Below are 17,735 nucleotides of genomic sequence, written 5' to 3' on the forward strand. Positions count from 1 at the left end.
CCCCGGAACACGCGAGCGTGAGGCCGTGACGTTGGTGGCCTGCCGACCCATGAGAGTAACGCGCTAAACATTGATCTAGGTCAATGACATCAGGAGATAGCATAATTTATGACTGACTCTAAGAAATAGCTGATTTTTTCCCCTGACGTGCCATGTTATCTTCTGCGCCATTATTAAGACGTCTATGCCTGATATAACATTATCAGTGAAGTGGAATTAGCATGATTTTATTAACCGGTGCGGCAGGATTTATCGGCTCTAATGTATTATTGGCGTTGAATAAAGCCGGCATAAATGATGTGGTAATTTGCGACACGCTGGGGCGCGGTGAAAAATGGCGAAATATTATCGACTGTGAATTCAGCGATTTTATTCCTCTCGATAACCTTGAAGCTTGGCTGGAAAAAAGCCCCGAACTCGATGCCGTTATTCATCTTGGCGCGAAATCCTCCACGACCGCCGTCGATGCCGATGAAGTTCTGGTCAATAATGTCTCGCGTTCGCTCAAACTGTGGCAATTTTGCGCCAGACAGGGCGTCACTTTTATTTACGCCTCCTCTTCGTCAACTTATGGCGATGGATCCCGCGGCTTCAAAGACCATCAGTCCCCGCGCTTTCTCAACCAGCTCAACCCGCAGAATCTTTATAGCTGGAGCAAGAATATCTTTGATCTGCGGGTGGCGCGCGACGTCGAAAATCCCGAGGTCAAGACCCCGCCTCACTGGTATGGCTTAAAACTATTTAATGTCTACGGGCCGGGTGAATTTCGTGCCGGGACATTGAAGAGTTCAGTCGGCAAAATTTGTTATTCCGTCTTGCAGGATAAACCCGTGACTCTGTTTAAGTCAGCCTCACCGGAATATGATGACGGCGAGCAGTCGCGAGATTTTATTTATATCGATGACGTCACAGAAGTGATCAAGTGGTTATTAACCCATAAACCCAAGTCGGGATTATATAATGTGGGCACCGGTGAATCGACGACCTTTCTGACCATTGCCCAGACCGCTTTTGAACTCTCTCGTAAAAGCCAGAAAATTAATTTCGCCCCTACTCCCGATATTTTCAAAAACAGCACTCAAGATTTTACCCAGGCCGATATCACCAAAATACGTGCGGCGGGTTATACCCATAACTTCACCACCTTGCGCGAAGGAATGGCCAAATATCTCCATTATCTACGCCAAAGAGTGCAGGGCTAACCCCCGTCTGCGGCGTTTCGCGCAGCAGACCCTGCGCGCGTTAAAACCTGCAAAAACGTTTTCCTCGGCGAATACCTTATGTATATGATGGAAAGATAAGGTATTTATCAAATCTATCTGAGGAGAATGTATGAGCGTTGAACGCGTCCAGCAATTTCTGGCCGAGCATGCGCCTGAAACGACCGTGACGGTACTTGAGAAAAGTACCGCAACCGTCGCCGAAGCCGCAGAAGCCTTTGAGGTCGAAAGCGGGCAGATTGCCAAAACGCTGTCGTTTCGAGTGAATGATGATGTGGTTTTGCTGGTCATGGCCGGGACCGCAAGGATCGACAACAAGAAATACAAGCAGCTGGTTTCGGCGTTAAAGCGCGCATGTTGCCTTTCGAAGAGGTCGAAGCCTTGACCGGGTATCCGCCGGGCGGCGTGTGTCCCTTCGCGCCTGCCGAAACCGTTAAAATCTTCTGTGACCACAGCCTGACCCGTTACGAAGAGGTGCTTCCCGCCGGAGGCAGCGTGAATTCCGGCGTCAGAATCGCGCCCGACAAACTCGCGACCATTACCGGTGCTCGGTGGATTGATGTCACCTGCTGATATTTTTGCGCCTATCAGGACGCTGGCGACATATTAAACGGCGTAACGACACTCACGCTGGAAAATACCACAGGGAGATCAGGATTAACGGCGGGAATAAAGGCGTGATATTCAAGAATGCTTTTGAATATATTTCGCGCATCCTGCCGTAAATCGTGCTGGATTATTAAATCCAGTTTTCCCTGCTCAAGTAAAATACGGTTATCGCTATCTAAATCGTGACCAATAAACATTTTCACCGGTCGATCCATATCGCTGAAAGCTCTTAAAATAGCGTTGTTGGCACCGCCGACACTGTAAACGGCGTTTAATGCCGAATTATTTTTTAACGCATTTTTAACAACGTTATAGGTCATGGCATCAATGCCATAGCCGCCATAAAGACGCACGGTTTCAAGCCGGGGCGCCATATGACTCAACGTTTCACAAAATCCGACCACGCGTTCCTCTTCACCGTGAAAATTTTCCGCGCCGATGACGGCCGCAATCGACACGTTTTCGTCTTTCAGCCAGCGCGCCATCATGTAGGCCGCCGTGCTGCCCGCCGAGCGATTTTCAATGCCGATATAGCGAAAACGTTCGCTTTGATACTGGTCGCTGACGAGCGTAATGACCGGGACACGCTGTTGATGAAGAAGGTCGATAACCTGCTTTAATTCGGGGCTATCCAACGCCTTGAGCACAATGCCGTAACTGTCGCTGGCGCAGCGCAACAGCAGTTTTTTTATCTCTTTGACGTCGATTTCCTCGAAAATATGCAGCCGCAGGGCAATCCTGAACGGCGCGAAATTGCCCATCTCGGCGAGCAGGGCGTCGGTAACCATCTGACTAAATCGGGCAGGGGTGTGCATGATGACATCCACCGTAATCGTTCGGCCGCTGGCAAGGGCATTGCGTTGCTGCGTTTCCAAATCTTTTATCGCCTGTTCGATACGGCGCTGTGTCTGCGCATGAACCGCGCCACGACTGTGCAGCGCTCTGTCTACCGTCGCCTTGCTGACCCCTGCCTGCTGGGCGATCTGCTTGATGGAGAATTTCATTTGAGGTTTTTTTGAGGTTGTCTGTTTCTATTGTTGTCTAAATGTATCTGCTATTGTGCCGAATTGTTAACTGTTATTTTCTGTTTTCCTCAATTTTTCTCATAAACGAATGAGGGAAGAGCGCAAATGAGCGTTATTTCCGCAAGGCTATTTCGTTTAATGGCGAAAAATGCGCTAAGGATATTTTTCAATAATGAAAAGAAGTACAAGTATTGTGGTTAATATAATCGGGGTAGTCTTAATCTTGCTGGGGTTAATATTAGCGGGAGGAGGACTTTATTTAATAACATTGGGCGGTTCCTGGTTTTATCTTATTGCCGGTTTGGCAATGGCAGGCTGCGGCGCAGGATTAATCAAGAAGCGTGCCTGGGCATTGCCGCTGGCATGGGGCTTGCTAATCTTCAGTTTGCTGTGGGCCTTTTATGAAGTGGGCACCGATTTCTGGCAATTAGTGCCGCGCACCGTGGCCTTTTTGGTCGTTGCGCTTGTCGTGACGCTGTGCGCACCGCTGCTGCGAAAAGCCGCGGGTGGAAAAGCGCTGGGCTGCAAGCCTTCTGCGGCGCTTTCGGTCGTGCTGGTGGCCGCCATCGTTGCGATTTTCGCCAATATGTTCCGTCCGCATGCTGAGGTCGAGGCGACCGATACCCACGCGGCACCGGTTATCGAAAAATCGGCAGGCGAGGACAGCGGCAGTGATTGGCCCGCCTGGGGGCGTAATGCCATGGGGCAACGTTTCGCGCAGTTCAGCCAGATCAATACTTCCAACGTGAAGGGATTGAAAGTTGCGTGGACCTATCGCACCGGCGATCTCGCGACCAACGGCGCGGAATATCAGGTGACGCCGTTGAAAATCGACGACACGATGTATCTCTGTACGCCAATCAACAAGGTTATCGCGCTCGACCCGACCACCGGTAAAGAGAAGTGGAAATACGATCCCAACGTTAAACAGACACCGGCCAATAAAAACTGGAAGCGCTGTCGCGGCGTGAGTTATGCGAATCTGGACACGCTTCCTGTCGAGCAGAATACCGCTGCGGTTGACACGGCCGCGGCTTCCTGCCGCAAACGCATCATCAGCACCACCATCGATGCCCGTCTGTTTGCGCTGGATGCCGAGACCGGCAAAGTCTGTAGCGATTTTGGCGACAACGGCTATGTCGATTTGCTCAAGGGCCTGGGTCCAACGGCTCCGGACTCCTACTATCTGACTTCGGCACCGCTGGTGGCCGATGGCGTCATCATGGTCGGCGGCAAACTCAATGACAACCTGACTACCGGTGAAGCGTCCGGCGTGGTGCGCGGTTTTGATGTCCGTACAGGCAAACTGCTGTGGGCATGGGATCCTTCACGTGGCCCACGCGACAGCTCGCCGCTGCCGGACGGTGAAACCTATGCCATCGAGTCGCCAAACTTCTGGGGAACGGCGGCCTATGACAGCAAACTCGGTCTGGCCTATTTCCCTACCGGCAACCAGACGCCTGACTTCTGGACCGGCAACCGCCATGCGTATTCCGATGAATACAATGATTCCGTTGTCGCTATCGAATTGAAAACCGGTAAAGAGCGGTGGCATTTCCGTACCGCCAATCAGGATCAGTTCGACTATGACGTCTCTTCCCAGCCTATCCTCTACGATTTGCCGGGCAAAGACGGAACCATCACGCCGGTGCTTATTCAGTTGACCAAACGCGGGCAGATTTTCGTGCTGGATCGCCGCACGGGTCAACCTGTGTTCCCGGTCGAAAATCGCAAGGTCTCCACCGATGCGATGCCGGGCATGAAGGTTTCTCCGACACAGCCGTATTCTTCACTTTCCGTGGGAACCACGGCGTTGAAAGAGTCGGATATGTGGGGCGCATCGATTTTCGATCAGCTTTACTGCCGCATCCAGTTCAAGGAAATGCGCTGGGAAGGCGAATTCACGCCGCTTTCAGACAAGAAACGCACCCTGATTTATCCGGGGTATTACGGTGGCTTTAACTGGGGCGGCGGCGCAATCGATGCCTCTACCGGCACGCTTATCGTCAACGATATTCGTATGGCGCAGTGGGGCCGCTTCATCAAACGTGAAGAAGCGGTGCGTGTAGGACTGAAGCCGAGCACCGAAGGCGAATACTCGACCCAGAACGGCACGCCGTGGGGCGTTGAGCGCTCGATGTTTGTCTCGCCGATGGGCGTCCCTTGCTTCAAGCCTCCGTTTGGATCACTGACCGCCATTGACCTGACGACCGGGAAAACCCGCTGGCAGGTGCCGATGGGCAGCATTCAGGATGCACCGGTAGCCGGCATTGTCCCGGGCATGCGCATTCCTCTCGGCATGCCGACAATGGGCGGTCCGCTGGTCACCAAGGGCAATCTGACCTTCTTCCACGGCACGCTGGACTACTATGTCCGCGCATTGGACAACACCACTGGTGAAGAGCTGTGGCGTGGTCGCCTGCCGGTCGGCGGGCAGGGCGCACCGATGTCGTACCTCGACAAAGATGGCAAGCAGTACATCGTTGTCGTTGCAGGCGGCGCAACGCGCACCGGCACCAATGACAATCGCGGCGACTATGTCATCGCCTACGCACTGCCGTAAACTTAGGGGTTAACCCACACCAAAACCCCGCGTTTGCGGGGTTTTTTTCAACCATAGGCTTTCTGGTGCGCTTTTTTGCGTTTCAGATAATCATCATCGGCGCGCAGGCGGTCCCAGTATTCTTTGAAGATAGCGGCGGAGGCGGCTTTCTCTTCATTGATATTGCGCGGGTGCAGGCTGCGGTCTTCGGCGTATTTTCGTCCGCCGGGATAATTGGCATAGCGACGTGCACGGGTATAGCCCATCTGAATGAACTTTCTTGCCATATCCATGCCGACAAAATCGTCTTTTTTGCGGTACTCTTCAAAAAGCGCCATGATAGCCTTGGCCGACACCTCCGCGATGGCGGGCGTTTTGAAACGCCAATGCGGCAAAATTTCGGACTTGTAGGGCTCTACCATCAGCACCCCCTGTTCCCCGCGTCCCACCTGATACAACTCTGGATGCTTGCGAAAATCGATGGTGTCGAAATCCTGCTCGTAATCAAATTCCTTCATAGTGCTCCCTCTCTCATGCTTTCCCTCGGCCTGTACACCTTATGCATTCAGTGTAGTTGAGTGAGCGTGAGGCGTTTGCCATCAGGAAAAGCCTTAGGTCCGCGTTGACCACCAGCACAGTAGCGAACCGGCGCTGACCATGGCGGCCCCTTGCCAGAAAAACAGCGTTAGAGACGAATCAAGAATGAAGGCGGCAAGCATGGCCGAGATGACCGGAATAAAATAGGACGCCGTGGCAAGCAAGGTCACATTGCCGTGCAGAATGCCGACGTTCCAGGCGGCATAGCCAAAGCCCATCGCGGCGGCGGCCAGCGCAAGGTAGAGAATAACGTGCAGGTCAACATGAAAGGCAGGCTGTGGACCGGCAAGATATTTAATCCAGAGCGTTAGGGCCGTCAGCATAAAGAACCAGCGTAATGCCGTTGCTGCCCCGCGCCATTTTTTTAGTGATGACACAGTAAACCGACCAGATGATCGCCCCGCCGAAAGCAAGCCCGTAACTGAGCGGGTTGGAGAGCAGATTGTTGCCTATCTGCGTCAATGAAAAGCCCTGACTGCCGCCCAGCACCCGGCTGATTCCGGCGAGGGCAAGAATGATGCCCGGCACAATCAGCCAGCGGGCTTTCTGCCGATAAACCAGCACGGTAAGGACAATGGTCATGCTCGGCCAGAGATAATTGACCATGCCCACCTCTATGGCCTGCGAACGGGTCGTGGCAAATCCGAGCGAAAGAGACAGGCAGAGTTCGTAGCAGACAAACAGCAGGCTTGCGCACAGCAGATAGGCTTTTGGGAAGGTTTTTATCTTTGGAAAACCGACGGTGAACAACAACAGCAGTGAACTTAGGGAGTAGATTGCCGCCGCGCCGCCAACCGGCCCCAATCCTTCGCTCACGACTCTTATCAGGCCGACAATGGCGCTCCACAAAACAATCGCCACAAGACCAATCAGTGTGGCTTTCCTAGACGTCATCATTCCCTTGCCTCGCCGTAAACGCTGGTTCGCTGTCTCCGATGAAACAACGAAATGTGTAAGAATCTGAGGGTGTTGCGAGAGTGTATTCCTGAAAGGCAGGGATTAAAAGCAGGATGTCACCGTGCGTTAATGGATGACAACCGGAAATGACGGTAGCGGGCGCGTTATCGGCAGAGCTACTTTCGTGCGGTGCCTGACTGGGCTTTTATTGCCTCGGCCAGTTCCGCGATATAGCGGTCGGCGAGCAGTTCAACGGCGTCGCTGCGTGTGGTATTGGCAAGCTGGGCGAGTTGATCGATTTTTCTCAAAACAGAGGTTCTAAGGGAAAGGGAAACGGCTTTCTTTCTGACTTTGCTCAGGGAAACGCCTTTCTCGGCGGGCGAGATGGGCGAGACGCTGGCGTTGAGCGCTTCGGTCATCCAGCGCAGCGCCTTTTTATCCAGTTGACCATTCTCCACCAGTTGATAGGTATGCGCCGCCTTGCTGTATTTTATTTCGGCGCTATAACTGTCTCGAAGTTCTTTCAAGGCGCGCGTCAACGTCGGCTCGGAGCAGGCAAGCTGCGAGATGATCTTTTCCGAAGAAACCGGCTGTCCGGAAGACAGCAAAAGCGCCAGGCGAAATATTCGGGCTTGTCTTGTACTGATTTGCATAGTTAATCATGGCCCGAAAAAAGGTGAATGGCGCTTTTGCACGGAAACAGAGGTTGGAAAAGATAAAGCTCACCGCTTTCATGATGATTTCTGCATTTGAGACTTAACTTTTCCAATAACGCGCAAAATTCTAACAAAGTTAACTTCAACCTTATCTAAATCAACTTTGACCTGTCAGCGTGACAAGCCGGACGCCATCTTGCCCACCGTCAGGCGAAATTCCGTAAATCTGTGCCTGTTCAAGAATTCTCAATGCCCAGCGACGATGGGTCGCGGGTTCGCACATCGCGCCCTGCGATTTAAACACCGCCTGACGTGAATTGAGAATGCGCAGGGCATCTTCATGGTCTGCCGACGAGACGCGGAGTGCCTGCTCGATTTTGGCTATCTGACTGGGGTGGATGGCCGTTTTGCCGACCAGCCCATGCGCCATGTCCAGCGCCAGTTCCTTCTCCAGCACACCCTGCTCGTCGATGTGTTCACACACGGGGGATGTCAGCGCAAAATCACGGGATCCAAATACCGCCACCAGCATCTTGATAACGTAACCCATGGGGCTGTCATACAGCGTCAGATTACGCGGGCGTCTTAGCGAAATAACGTTCATCAGGTCATTGCCGCCGATGCGCAGCGCCACGACGCGCTCATGGCAGGGATGCTCCGCCAGTGCCACGGCCAGCTCGCGCATTTTCGCGACGTCGAACACCTCTTCGGTTTCGAGCGTCGGCATGATGCCAAGATGGGTATTTTCGAGGATAGCCCACCATTCCGGCAGCGAGGCGAGCGTAAACTTGGGCAGTACGAGGCCGTCAATCGACGCCAGATCTTCGCGCTCGACCAGTTTTTTGCACATCGCCAGATGACGGGGGCGGATAAAAACCAGCGGTCGTTCGTTGCCGGTTTCCAGCAGTCTCGCGGCAGAAAGATTTTGCAGCACTCTTCGCAGATGGGTCAGGGCGATGGGTACCTCGGCATCGGCAATGGCGTCTTCGAGATCGATAACGATAGAGCGCAGGCCTTCGATGCGGTTTTTCAGCACGATGTCGGCGATGTCATGACGCGTGGCCGGCATATAGAGGGTAGCGCCCAGCCGGTATGGCGAAAGTCTCTTTGTCATCAATGCACCTTTTTAATAATGGTGACGGCGCGATATTGCCCCAGCCTATCGCCGACTTCGGCAATGGCGATGCCCTTTTCCTGCGCCAGATAAACCAGCAGCGCCACATCGGGGTCCTGTCTTGATCGCACCAGAATATGTTCCGGCACACGGCGCAAAACGGCGCGGGTCGCTTCGGCAATGCCCGGTTTGATTCGATTAATGCTGGAAACGTCGTAATGTTCGGCCAGAGACGTGATGACCTTTTCGCTCAGCGCCTTGAGAGAGGCGTGCTGCGCAGGCTGCCATGCACTGGCTTCGATGGCGTCGAGGTCAAGTTGTTGACGGCATTCTCCGACCGTATCGACCAGCAGGCGGCTGCATTCGAATTCACGCAGATGATCGCACTGCACACAGCCGTGCAAGCCGTCGGCGGACCAGATCGAGCGCGAAATCAGCCCGGATACCGGTGCGCCCATGATGCCGAAGGGGATAAGCCAGTCGTCGTCACTGGCGGCAAGCCAGGAACATCCGCAGGGGTCGGCAAGCACTACCAGCCGTGGCTGGGCGGGATAACCCGCACGTCCGGCGAGCGAGCGCTGCAGCTGGCCGGTGATGGCGCCTTTTCCGGTCCAGCCATCGACAAACACGATGCCCGCCGTGCCGTGGCGCGCTTCAATCCATGCCAGTGCCGTTTCGTCGATGCCGCGATCGCGAATAATACTGATGCCGTAATGTGAAGAGGCCACGCCCATTTCGCGCAGCGTTTGCTGGAGCATGACCCCGAGCGGCACGCCAGCGCGCACCAGACTCACCAGCACGATAGGCGTGTCGCCAAACCGCGCCGCCAGCGCTTTCGCGAGCATGACGCCTTCTCGTGCCAGACGGGTTGCGCCACTTTCGAGCGCGCGGGCAAAAAGATCAAGATGCCACGCCGTCGGTTCCGGCTCCTGACTCAGCATCTCGGAATAATGTCGCGCGCCGGATTGAATCAACTGCTCTTTCACCGCCACGGGCGTCATCTCGAGTTCGACGGGTTGCAGCAGGAAATGCACGTCATCTGGCAGATAGGAACCGGAAAAAGGCACAAACGCGGTCATATTATTTTTCTCCGAACAGGCGTGCGCCGATGTGCTGCGCAAACTGGCTTTGCTGCGGGATGCCATACCAGGTGCATAACTTCATGAACCGGTAATCGCTCAGGCTGTCGCCGAGGCCGATGACCGGAAAGACGCCGCGTTCGGCCCGCAGTTTATCCAGCAGATAGCGCGTAGCGAGGCCTTTTTCCACGGGGTCGGGCAACCAGGCAATATTGTTGCTGTTACGGTGGATATAGAATCCGTCCGTTGAAAACCGGGCTTCGATTTCGTCGCCAATGGCGTTGAGTTCGTCGAGCCGCGTGCTGTCGGTGTGCTTCATCACCAGATAAATCGGCGTATCGCCGTATTCATAATTGATGCGCGCCCAGGCGTTGATGTCGCGTTCGCGCATTAATTCAGTGATGTCTTGCTGCAACTGAAGCAAACGTTCGCGATAAGGCGCGAGCCGGTCGAGCATCTGCGCCTGCCACACGGCATCGGGCTGCCCCTGCGGCGTAAGGATGACCGCGCCGTGCGTCGTCACCGCCCAGGAAGTGAAAGGAATGACCACGCGCGATATCTCTTCCGTACCGCGCGCCGTGACCGGAATTAAATCAGCGTGTTGCAGCAGCCAGTCGACCAGCATTGACTGTTCTTCCGTCATGAAACTGCGCGGCGACAGCGAGCGGTCAAACGCGCCGGTGCGAAAAGGCTCAAGCGCCAGTTCGTCGACCATTTTGCGACGGGTCTGAAATAGCGTGTCGTCGAGATCGGAAAAACCACGGGATTATTCATAGCAAATGACCTCGACAACCGGCGCCACGCACTCAAGCGCCTCGATGAATAAAGGATCGACGCTGCTGGCTTCCGTTTCGATGCAAAGAAGAATGCGGTCGAACTTCTGATGCGCGACGTTATAGACGAAATTCGGAATGCCCAGCCCGTAGTTGTCCTTGAAGGCCAGCGCCGATTCGATGGCAAAGCCGGTGGCGATAGGAGAGCGGGTGGTGCAGCTGAATTTGACCTCGGCCCCCAGCAATTCGAGCCGTTCGGCGAGCAGCAGGGGTTCCCAGACAAACTCGCCGGAACCCAGCACCAGAATCTTTTCGTCGGGTGAGGCGGTGACCAGTTTGCCCAAATCGGCGGCCGAATTTGCCATGCCGAGGCGGCCCCAGCTCTGTTTGCCGATGATTTTCACATTGCCGCTGCCGGTGACATTGACATGGGGCATCACGGGCACGGGGGCGCGCGGGTTTTTCTCCCAGTGCCAATTGCCCTGAATCAGTGAAACGGCGGTAACGGGAAGCGGGCAGTGAGTTGCAATTGCCTTGCCGCTCCAGTCGGTCAGCGTCACGGCCACCACGCGCTCGAGATGCCCGAGATTGCCCTCGACCCGCAGCGCCTCCAGCAGATTGACAAAGGTATTGCCGGTGGTGGCTTCATCATCGACCATCACGATGCTTCGCGCATTGAGCACCCGCGCCCGTAACGTGGCGTCGTTTGGCAGATACAGCAGGTGATCGGTGGCGTGGCTGTGGTTTTCCTTGAACTCGCACAGCAACTGCCCTTCAACCGGATGGCGGGTCGAGGTCAGATAAACGGCGTCCTGAAAAAGTGACTTTGCCTCGTCATACACGCCCGCTCCCAGCCCGACGGCAGTTTCGGCCATGCCGACAAACACCACCGGTTGCGGTAAATCGGCGGGGATTTGTTGAGCCAGCTGTCGATAGGCGGCGCGCATAATCGCGGGTGACACGGGAATATGGCGGCCCAGCACTTTGCTGACAAACAGGAAGGCGCGCTTGGGGTTTTGCCGCTCGGCGATATCAAACAGCGCATCGAGCGCCAGCGTGCCGCCGGTGGGCGTGACCGTCAGGGTGCCGCCCGCGAGTTCGCGACGATAAATGGCGGCAGTGGGCGTAATCATGCTTTCACCTCGGCGGAAGGCATAGTTTGCAGCGTCAGGTCATAGAGCACGGCTTCGGTAAGCGGGCGCACGATGGCAGGCGTAAAGGCACTGCGCGCCAACGTTGTGACCTCGGATGCAGTCATGACGCCCAGCGCAAACATCGCAAACAGCCCGGGCAGATTGACGCCGCTGTGACGGGTATACCCTATGCCGCCGGAAGGACGCATATTGATCTCGAGCAGCACGGGCCGACCTTCGTCGTTATGGCGAGTCTGGACGTTGACCAGACCATCGGCCTGCATCAGTTCGGCGCAGCGCAGGGCAAGCTCGTAGGCTTCGCCGGACTGCTCCAGATACTGCAATGACCCCTCCTTGCGACGCGCCACGGCAGCCAGCACCTTGCCTTGACTGACCAGCATGTCCACGGAGTATTCCGGCCCCGGCAAATAGGGCATCAAGACCAGCGGCTCGAACTCCGCCTGCTGCGCAAGCGCGTGCAGGTAAAGTTCGGGGTGAACCTTGCGATTGTCAGGATGAGTAAAAGCCGCCATCGGCGGTGCGTTGTCATCAAAACGCCAAAAACCCATGCCATAAATACCGACAACCGGTTTGACGCACAGCGTCTTCGGATGTGCGGAAAGGCGATTTTGCGCCACAAGTTCCCGCAGGGCCTCGGCGTTATTCACCCGGACAGAAGGCACCACCGGCAAACCCAGCTGCTGCATGGCGGTTGCGAATGCGACCTTGTCGTCGGCCAGAGAGAAAGGGTTCGCGGACAGTGCGCCCGTCACCAGTTTCACCCCCAGCGCCTCTATTTCTGTGCGGTGGGCTTCATACCACAACGGGTGACGTCCGGCGTGAATCACCTTGACGGCATATTCTTCAATTGTCTCGGCAATAAATTGAAAACGCTGTTCATTTTCTTTTGGTTCGATCAGGGAAATATCGGCCAGAGAAAGAATTTCATTTCTTTTATTACGGTGAGAGGCAATTAAAGTTAAAGGTTTGTTTATTTTTTCAGAAAAAGTTTTAATGCTCAAAATAATGTCACGTTGCGATGACAAACCTTCCATTAGCCAAATGGTTAGACTCATTGTTTTAATTTTCCAATAATGACAAGCGAAGGAGGGATTAAATCGAGTCTAGGTGGGCGCTTTGTGCATGTCAATCATATTATGATTTAAAAAAATGCAAGTTTCGAGGAAAGGTAAAGCTGGCTTTTTAAATGTATAGTATTGTCAGCTGATGTAAAGTATTTGCATAACAGTTCTTTTAAAACAGCAAGTTAAGTATATTTCCGACTATTACGAAAAAATTCAGGTTGTGAGAATACTACCTCATGATATGATTTTTTAAACATGGATTATATTTCATAAAAATAACCCGACATCATCTCTGAGGGAATTTAAAAATGGTTTCTTTAACCAAAAACCAAACCGTTTCACTTAGCAAGCAAACTTCTTCTTTAAACCATCTTCAATTTGGATTGGGATGGGACCCGTTAAAAAAGAAAGGATTATTTGGTGGCCTGTTCGGCGGCGGTAAAGATTCCATTGATCTGGATGCGGGTTGTGTTTTGCTGGATAAAAACGGTAAAACAATCGACACCATCTGGTTTCGCAAATTAAAGTCAAATTGCGGCTCCGTTGTGCATCTGGGTGATAATTTAACCGGTGAAGGCGAGGGCGATGACGAGGTCATTACCGTCGATCTGGCGCGTCTGCCTACGCAGGTCGAATACCTGGCTTTCACGGTAAACAGCTTCCGTGGCCAGACGTTTAACGAAGTCGACAACGCCTTTTGCCGCGTGGTCGATCAAGCTAGTCATTCCGAGCTTGCCCGCTACAAGCTGACCGAGCAGGGTTCGCATACCGGCATCATCATCGCCTCTCTGGCCCGCAACGGCGGCAGCTGGGATTTCACGGCGCACGGCAAGGCTTCAAGCGGCCGAACCATTGATGACATGAATAGCGACATTGTCGCTACGGTGGTGCGCTAATGACCATGACGCCGGGCAGCAATGCTGCCATTCCTGCTCAGACCCTGACGGTGCGCGTGCTGTCGGGCGTTCCGGTCGATGCTTCCGCCTTTCGTCTTTATGCCTCCGGCAAAGTGCAGGGCGATGCCGATATGGTGTTTTACGGCCAGCCGGTTAACGACGATGCATCCATCAAGCTGGTTGGTGCGGGCACCGATACGGCGTTTACGGTCGACGTCGCTCGCCTGGGTGCCGACGTGCAAAAGCTGGCATTTACCGCAACCTGCGACGGCAGCGGAACCCTTGCCGGGTTGCAGCGGCTGGCGATTCAGGTGGAGCAAAACGGCAGCGTGCTGCTGACCGGCAACGTGGACATCACGGGCCGTCAGGAAGCCGCGCTTATCCTCGGAGAAATCTATCGCCGCAACGCCGAGTGGAAATTCCGCTTTATTGCGCAGGGTTTCAACGGCGGACTTAAACCGCTGGCGGAACATTTCGGGGTGGATATTTCCGACTCTCCAGCGCCGACGCCGACGACTTCTCCAGCGCCGCCACCCGCCGCGCCGCCGACACCGCCGCCTGCCAAAATCAATCTGAGCAAAGTGACGCTGACCAAGGATAAACCGGCCATCAGCCTGACCAAGCGAGACAACTTCGGCGAAATCCGCATCAATCTCAACTGGAATCAGAACAGCAGCGGGTCGACGGGCATGCTCGGTATGTTCGGAAAATCCAGGGGCATCGACCTCGATTTAGGCGCGTTTGTCGAGCAGCAGGACGGCGTCAAGGACGTAATTCAGGCGCTGGGCAATCGCTTTGGCAACTATAACCGTGAACCCTTCGTCGAACTGAAAGGCGATGACCGCACGGGGCAGGTCAGCGGCGGCGAATGGATGCACATCAACGGTCGCGAATGGAAAAACCTTCGTCAGGTACTGATCTTCGCCTTTATTTATGAAGGGGCTGCAAGCTGGGATAAAACCGACGGCGTCGTCACGCTGCACGTGCCCGACCAGCCGCCAATTGAAACGCGTTTAACGGAAGGCTCCAACCGCCACAACATGTGCGCCATTGCCCGTCTGGTCAATGAAAACGGTGCCATCAAGGTTGAGCGCATCAACCAGTTCTTCACCGGCCATAAGGAGATGGACAACGCGCTGGGATGGGGCTTTCGATGGACAGCTGGATCTAAATAATACTAAAAATCAGGGGCATAACATGAGTATTTTCGACAGAGTCAAAGACGCCATTACCTCGGGCCGAAGCGAACTGACTAAACAGGTCGGGCGCTTCAAGAACAAGAAGTTCATGCACGGCACCGTCGCGGTCTGCGCGCGGATTGCGGTTTCCAGCAACGGCGTGAGCAGCGAAGAAAAGCAGAAGATGATTGGTTTTCTTCAGTCTTCGCCCGAGCTGAAAGTATTCGATACACAAGAAGTTATCGATTTCTTCAATCAGCTGGTGGGCAATTTCGCTTTCGATTACGAAATCGGTAAAGGCGAAACCATGAAATACATTCTGGCACTGAAAGACCAGCCAGAGGCGGCGCAGCTTGCTGTACGCGTCGGGATTGCCGTGGCGAAAAGCGACGGAGATTTCGATCAGGACGAGCAAAACGCCGTGCGTGAAATCGCGCTAGCGCTGGGCTTCACGCCTGCCGAATTTGGTCTTTAGGATTCGTCACATTAACAGCATCACTCTGGCTTAAGGGTCAACTATGGAATCTACTCATATCGGCTTTCCTATCGAAACCGTTATCGTGTTTGTGGTACTGGCCGTCGGGGCCATTCTGATTGACCTGTTCATGCACCGTCACGACGAAGCTATCTCGCTGAAAAGTGCCTCGCTCTGGACCGTGTTCTGGATAGTCGTCGCGATGGCCTTTGCGGGCTTCCTTTATATTCATCACGGTGCCGAAGTGGCCAGCCTGTTTATTACCGGTTATGCGCTTGAGAAGGTGCTGTCGGTCGATAACCTGTTTGTCATGATGGCCATTTTCTCGTGGTTCGCCGTGCCCGACAACTATCGCCACCGCGTGCTGTATTGGGGCGTTATCGGCGCCATCGTGTTCCGCGGCATCTTCGTGGCTATCGGTGCCAGCCTGCTGATGCTCGGGCCGTGGGTGGAGATTGTCTTTGCGCTGATTGTCGGCTGGACCGCCGTGATGATGCTCAAAAGCGGCGATGACGACGATGAAATCGAAGACTATTCGCAACATATCGCCTATCGCATGGTGAAACGTTTCTTCCCTATCTGGCCGAAACTGCGCGGACATTCGTTCCTGCTGAGCCAGAAAGAGGTCGACGTGGAACTGGCCAAGCCCGAAAACAAAGATGTCACTATCGGCCGTGTCGGCAAGGCAGCACGCTACGCCACGCCGCTGATGCTGTGCCTGGCGGTGGTCGAACTGTCTGACGTCATGTTCGCATTTGACTCCGTACCGGCGGTCATCGCGGTTAGCCGTGAACCGCTTATCGTCTACAGCGCCATGATGTTTGCGATTCTTGGCCTGCGTACCATGTATTTTGTGCTCGAAGCCTTGAAGCAATATCTGGTTCATCTCGAGAAAGCGGTCATCGTGCTGCTGTTCTTCATCGCGGTAAAACTGGGTCTGAACGCGACCGATCACCTGTGGCACCACGGATACAATATTTCGGCCAACGCCAGCCTGCTGGTCGTACTGGGTGTGCTGGCTGTGGGAACCATCATCAGCGTGATGTTCCCGGGTAAAGGCGATGCCGAACAAGGTAAACAGGGCTAAGGCCCTTGCCTGAGATTTTCAATTCAACGACACAATTAAGGATATCACTATGGGCGTTTCTCTTTCTAAAGGCGGCAATGTTTCTTTAAGCAAAGAAGCACCGACCATGAAAAATGTGCTGGTTGGTCTGGGGTGGGATGCCCGCTCTACCGATGGGCAGGACTTTGACCTTGATGCCTCCGCATTCCTGCTGGCCAGCAATGGCAAGGTGCGCAGCGATGCCGACTTCATTTTCTACAACAACCTGAAATCGGCGGAAGGCTCCGTACAACATACCGGCGACAACCGCACCGGCGCGGGCGATGGCGATGACGAAGCATTGAAAATCAAGCTCGACGCCATTCCTGCCGACGTCGATAAAATCGTTTTTGTGGTCACTATCCACGATGGCGCAACCCGTCGTCAGAGTTTTGGGCAGGTTTCCGGCGCGTTTATCCGTCTGGTCAATGATGAGAACCAGCAGGAAGTGGCGCGTTACGACCTAACTGAAGATGCCTCGACGGAAACGGCGATGCTGTTCGGCGAGCTTTACCGCCACAATGCGGAATGGAAATTCCGTGCGGTAGGTCAGGGTTATGCAGGCGGTCTGAATTCGGTATGCGCGCAGTACGGCATCAACGCGTCTTGAGTCCTACCTTGGCTAATCGGCAGGCGGGTTGTCCGTCTGCCCCATAAATTGCGAATACGACAGGAGTAATAAATGGCAGTTTCTCTGACTAAAGGCGGCAACGTCTCGTTAACGAAAGAAGCACCTACGATGAATATCGCGATGGTCGGTCTGGGCTGGGATTCGCGCGTCACCGACGGCGCAGAGTTCGACCTCGATGCTTCCGTCTTCATGGTAGGCGAAAACGGCAAAGTGCTTTCCGATGCCGGTTTTATTTTCTTTAACAACAAAACCAGCGCCTGCGGTTCGGTGAATCACATGGGTGACAACCGCACCGGCGAAGGCGACGGCGATGATGAGCAGGTCAAGATTGATCTGGCAAAAGTCCCTGCCGACGTCAAAAAACTGGTGTTTGCCGTTACCATCTATGATGCCGAAACGCGCAAGCAGAACTTCGGTATGGTGAGCAACAGCTTCATGCGCGTGTTCAACAATGACAACGGCACTGAAATCGCCCGTTTTGATCTGTCCGAAGATGCCTCTACCGAAACGGCGATGGTATTCGGCGAGCTGTATCGTCACATCACCGAATGGAAATTCAAGGCCGTAGGTCAGGGCTTTGCAGGCGGCCTGTCTGCGCTGGCTTCCCAGCACGGCGTTAATATCTAATCCGACAAATGTCGCAAAGCCCCGAGTATAAATCTCGGGGCTTTTTTTATGCAAAGAGAAAGTTATCCCGCTTTCAGCCGTATTGCATAGTGT

At 54.2% G+C, this 17,735-nt stretch carries 15 protein-coding genes and 3 pseudogenes; 9 read left to right on the plus strand and 9 right to left on the minus strand.

The window, feature by feature from the left end; all coding sequences use genetic code 11:
- The first annotated feature begins 221 nt into the window (after nt 1-221).
- Both rfaD and O1V66_RS03860 read left to right on the plus strand, forming a co-directional pair.
- Complete coding sequence (rfaD, locus tag O1V66_RS03855; RefSeq protein ID WP_045047101.1) at nt 222-1,202, plus strand: ADP-glyceromanno-heptose 6-epimerase; 981 nt, start codon at nt 222-224, stop codon at nt 1,200-1,202.
- Nucleotides 1,203-1,332: 130 nt separating this feature from the next.
- Nucleotides 1,333-1,793 (plus strand): annotated as a pseudogene (locus tag O1V66_RS03860) (YbaK/EbsC family protein).
- 14 nt (nt 1,794-1,807) lie between these two features.
- On the opposite strand, the gene O1V66_RS03865 reads toward O1V66_RS03860, so the two are convergent.
- On the minus strand, nt 1,808-2,833 hold the full coding sequence (locus tag O1V66_RS03865; protein WP_045047099.1) for a LacI family DNA-binding transcriptional regulator: 1,026 nt from the start codon (nt 2,831-2,833) through the stop codon (nt 1,808-1,810).
- A gap of 193 nt (nt 2,834-3,026) precedes the next feature.
- Between O1V66_RS03865 and O1V66_RS03870 the strand changes: the two genes are divergently transcribed.
- Nucleotides 3,027-5,417, plus strand: coding sequence for a membrane-bound PQQ-dependent dehydrogenase, glucose/quinate/shikimate family (locus O1V66_RS03870; RefSeq protein WP_045047098.1), 2,391 nt, complete (start codon nt 3,027-3,029; stop codon nt 5,415-5,417).
- 47 nt (nt 5,418-5,464) lie between these two features.
- On the opposite strand, the gene O1V66_RS03875 is transcribed toward O1V66_RS03870, so the two are convergent.
- The 8 genes and pseudogenes from O1V66_RS03875 to O1V66_RS03910 all read right to left on the minus strand — a co-directional run bounded on the left by O1V66_RS03875 (nt 5,465) and on the right by O1V66_RS03910 (nt 12,721).
- A complete protein-coding gene (locus O1V66_RS03875; RefSeq protein ID WP_045047097.1) occupies nt 5,465-5,914 on the minus strand; it encodes a DUF4385 domain-containing protein in 450 nt (149 codons plus the stop codon).
- A gap of 93 nt (nt 5,915-6,007) precedes the next feature.
- Nucleotides 6,008-6,887, minus strand: a pseudogene (gene yddG / locus O1V66_RS03880) (aromatic amino acid DMT transporter YddG).
- 179 nt (nt 6,888-7,066) lie between these two features.
- Entirely contained in the window at nt 7,067-7,543 is a 477-nt protein-coding gene (locus O1V66_RS03885; RefSeq protein ID WP_045047096.1) for a tellurium resistance protein TerW, read from the minus strand.
- A 160-nt stretch (nt 7,544-7,703) separates the two neighbouring features.
- Nucleotides 7,704-8,660, minus strand: coding sequence for an HpcH/HpaI aldolase/citrate lyase family protein (locus O1V66_RS03890; protein ID WP_045047095.1), 957 nt, complete (start codon nt 8,658-8,660; stop codon nt 7,704-7,706).
- Entirely contained in the window at nt 8,660-9,739 is a 1,080-nt protein-coding gene (locus tag O1V66_RS03895) for a cysteine protease StiP family protein (RefSeq protein ID WP_045047094.1), read from the minus strand. The genes O1V66_RS03890 and O1V66_RS03895 overlap by 1 nt, the downstream gene beginning before the upstream one ends.
- Nucleotide 9,740: 1 nt before the next feature.
- Nucleotides 9,741-10,513: pseudogene (locus tag O1V66_RS03900) on the minus strand (HAD family hydrolase).
- On the minus strand, nt 10,506-11,645 hold the full coding sequence (locus O1V66_RS03905; RefSeq protein WP_045047092.1) for a phosphoribosyltransferase domain-containing protein: 1,140 nt from the start codon (nt 11,643-11,645) through the stop codon (nt 10,506-10,508). Before O1V66_RS03905 ends, O1V66_RS03900 begins: the two are co-directional and overlap by 8 nt.
- Nucleotides 11,642-12,721, minus strand: coding sequence for an ATP-grasp domain-containing protein (locus tag O1V66_RS03910; protein WP_045047091.1), 1,080 nt, complete (start codon nt 12,719-12,721; stop codon nt 11,642-11,644). The genes O1V66_RS03905 and O1V66_RS03910 overlap by 4 nt, the downstream gene beginning before the upstream one ends.
- A 317-nt stretch (nt 12,722-13,038) precedes the next feature.
- Here O1V66_RS03910 and O1V66_RS03915 point away from each other — a divergent pair, with 317 nt between their 5' ends.
- The 6 genes from O1V66_RS03915 to O1V66_RS03940 all read left to right on the plus strand — a co-directional run bounded on the left by O1V66_RS03915 (nt 13,039) and on the right by O1V66_RS03940 (nt 17,642).
- Nucleotides 13,039-13,626 carry a TerD family protein gene (locus O1V66_RS03915; RefSeq protein WP_045047090.1) on the plus strand — a complete coding sequence of 196 codons (588 nt, stop codon included), beginning with the start codon at nt 13,039-13,041 and terminating at the stop codon, nt 13,624-13,626.
- Nucleotides 13,626-14,801: a TerD family protein gene (locus O1V66_RS03920; RefSeq protein ID WP_045047089.1), complete on the plus strand. Its 1,176-nt coding sequence runs from the start codon at nt 13,626-13,628 to the stop codon at nt 14,799-14,801. Before O1V66_RS03915 ends, O1V66_RS03920 begins: the two co-directional genes overlap by 1 nt.
- Before the next feature lie 22 nt (nt 14,802-14,823).
- On the plus strand, nt 14,824-15,279 hold the full coding sequence (locus O1V66_RS03925) for a tellurite resistance TerB family protein (RefSeq protein ID WP_045047088.1): 456 nt from the start codon (nt 14,824-14,826) through the stop codon (nt 15,277-15,279).
- Nucleotides 15,280-15,322: 43 nt separating this feature from the next.
- Complete coding sequence (locus tag O1V66_RS03930; RefSeq protein ID WP_045047087.1) at nt 15,323-16,366, plus strand: TerC/Alx family metal homeostasis membrane protein; 1,044 nt, start codon at nt 15,323-15,325, stop codon at nt 16,364-16,366.
- Between the two features lie 49 nt (nt 16,367-16,415).
- Nucleotides 16,416-16,994 (plus strand): TerD family protein, encoded by a 579-nt coding sequence (locus O1V66_RS03935; protein WP_045047086.1) that lies wholly within the window; start codon nt 16,416-16,418, stop codon nt 16,992-16,994.
- A gap of 72 nt (nt 16,995-17,066) precedes the next feature.
- A complete protein-coding gene (locus tag O1V66_RS03940; RefSeq protein ID WP_045047085.1) occupies nt 17,067-17,642 on the plus strand; it encodes a TerD family protein in 576 nt (191 codons plus the stop codon).
- The last annotated feature ends 93 nt before the right edge of the window (nt 17,643-17,735 follow it).

Source organism: Rouxiella chamberiensis (assembly GCF_026967475.1).
Classification (GTDB): Bacteria; Pseudomonadota; Gammaproteobacteria; order Enterobacterales; family Enterobacteriaceae; genus Rouxiella; species Rouxiella chamberiensis.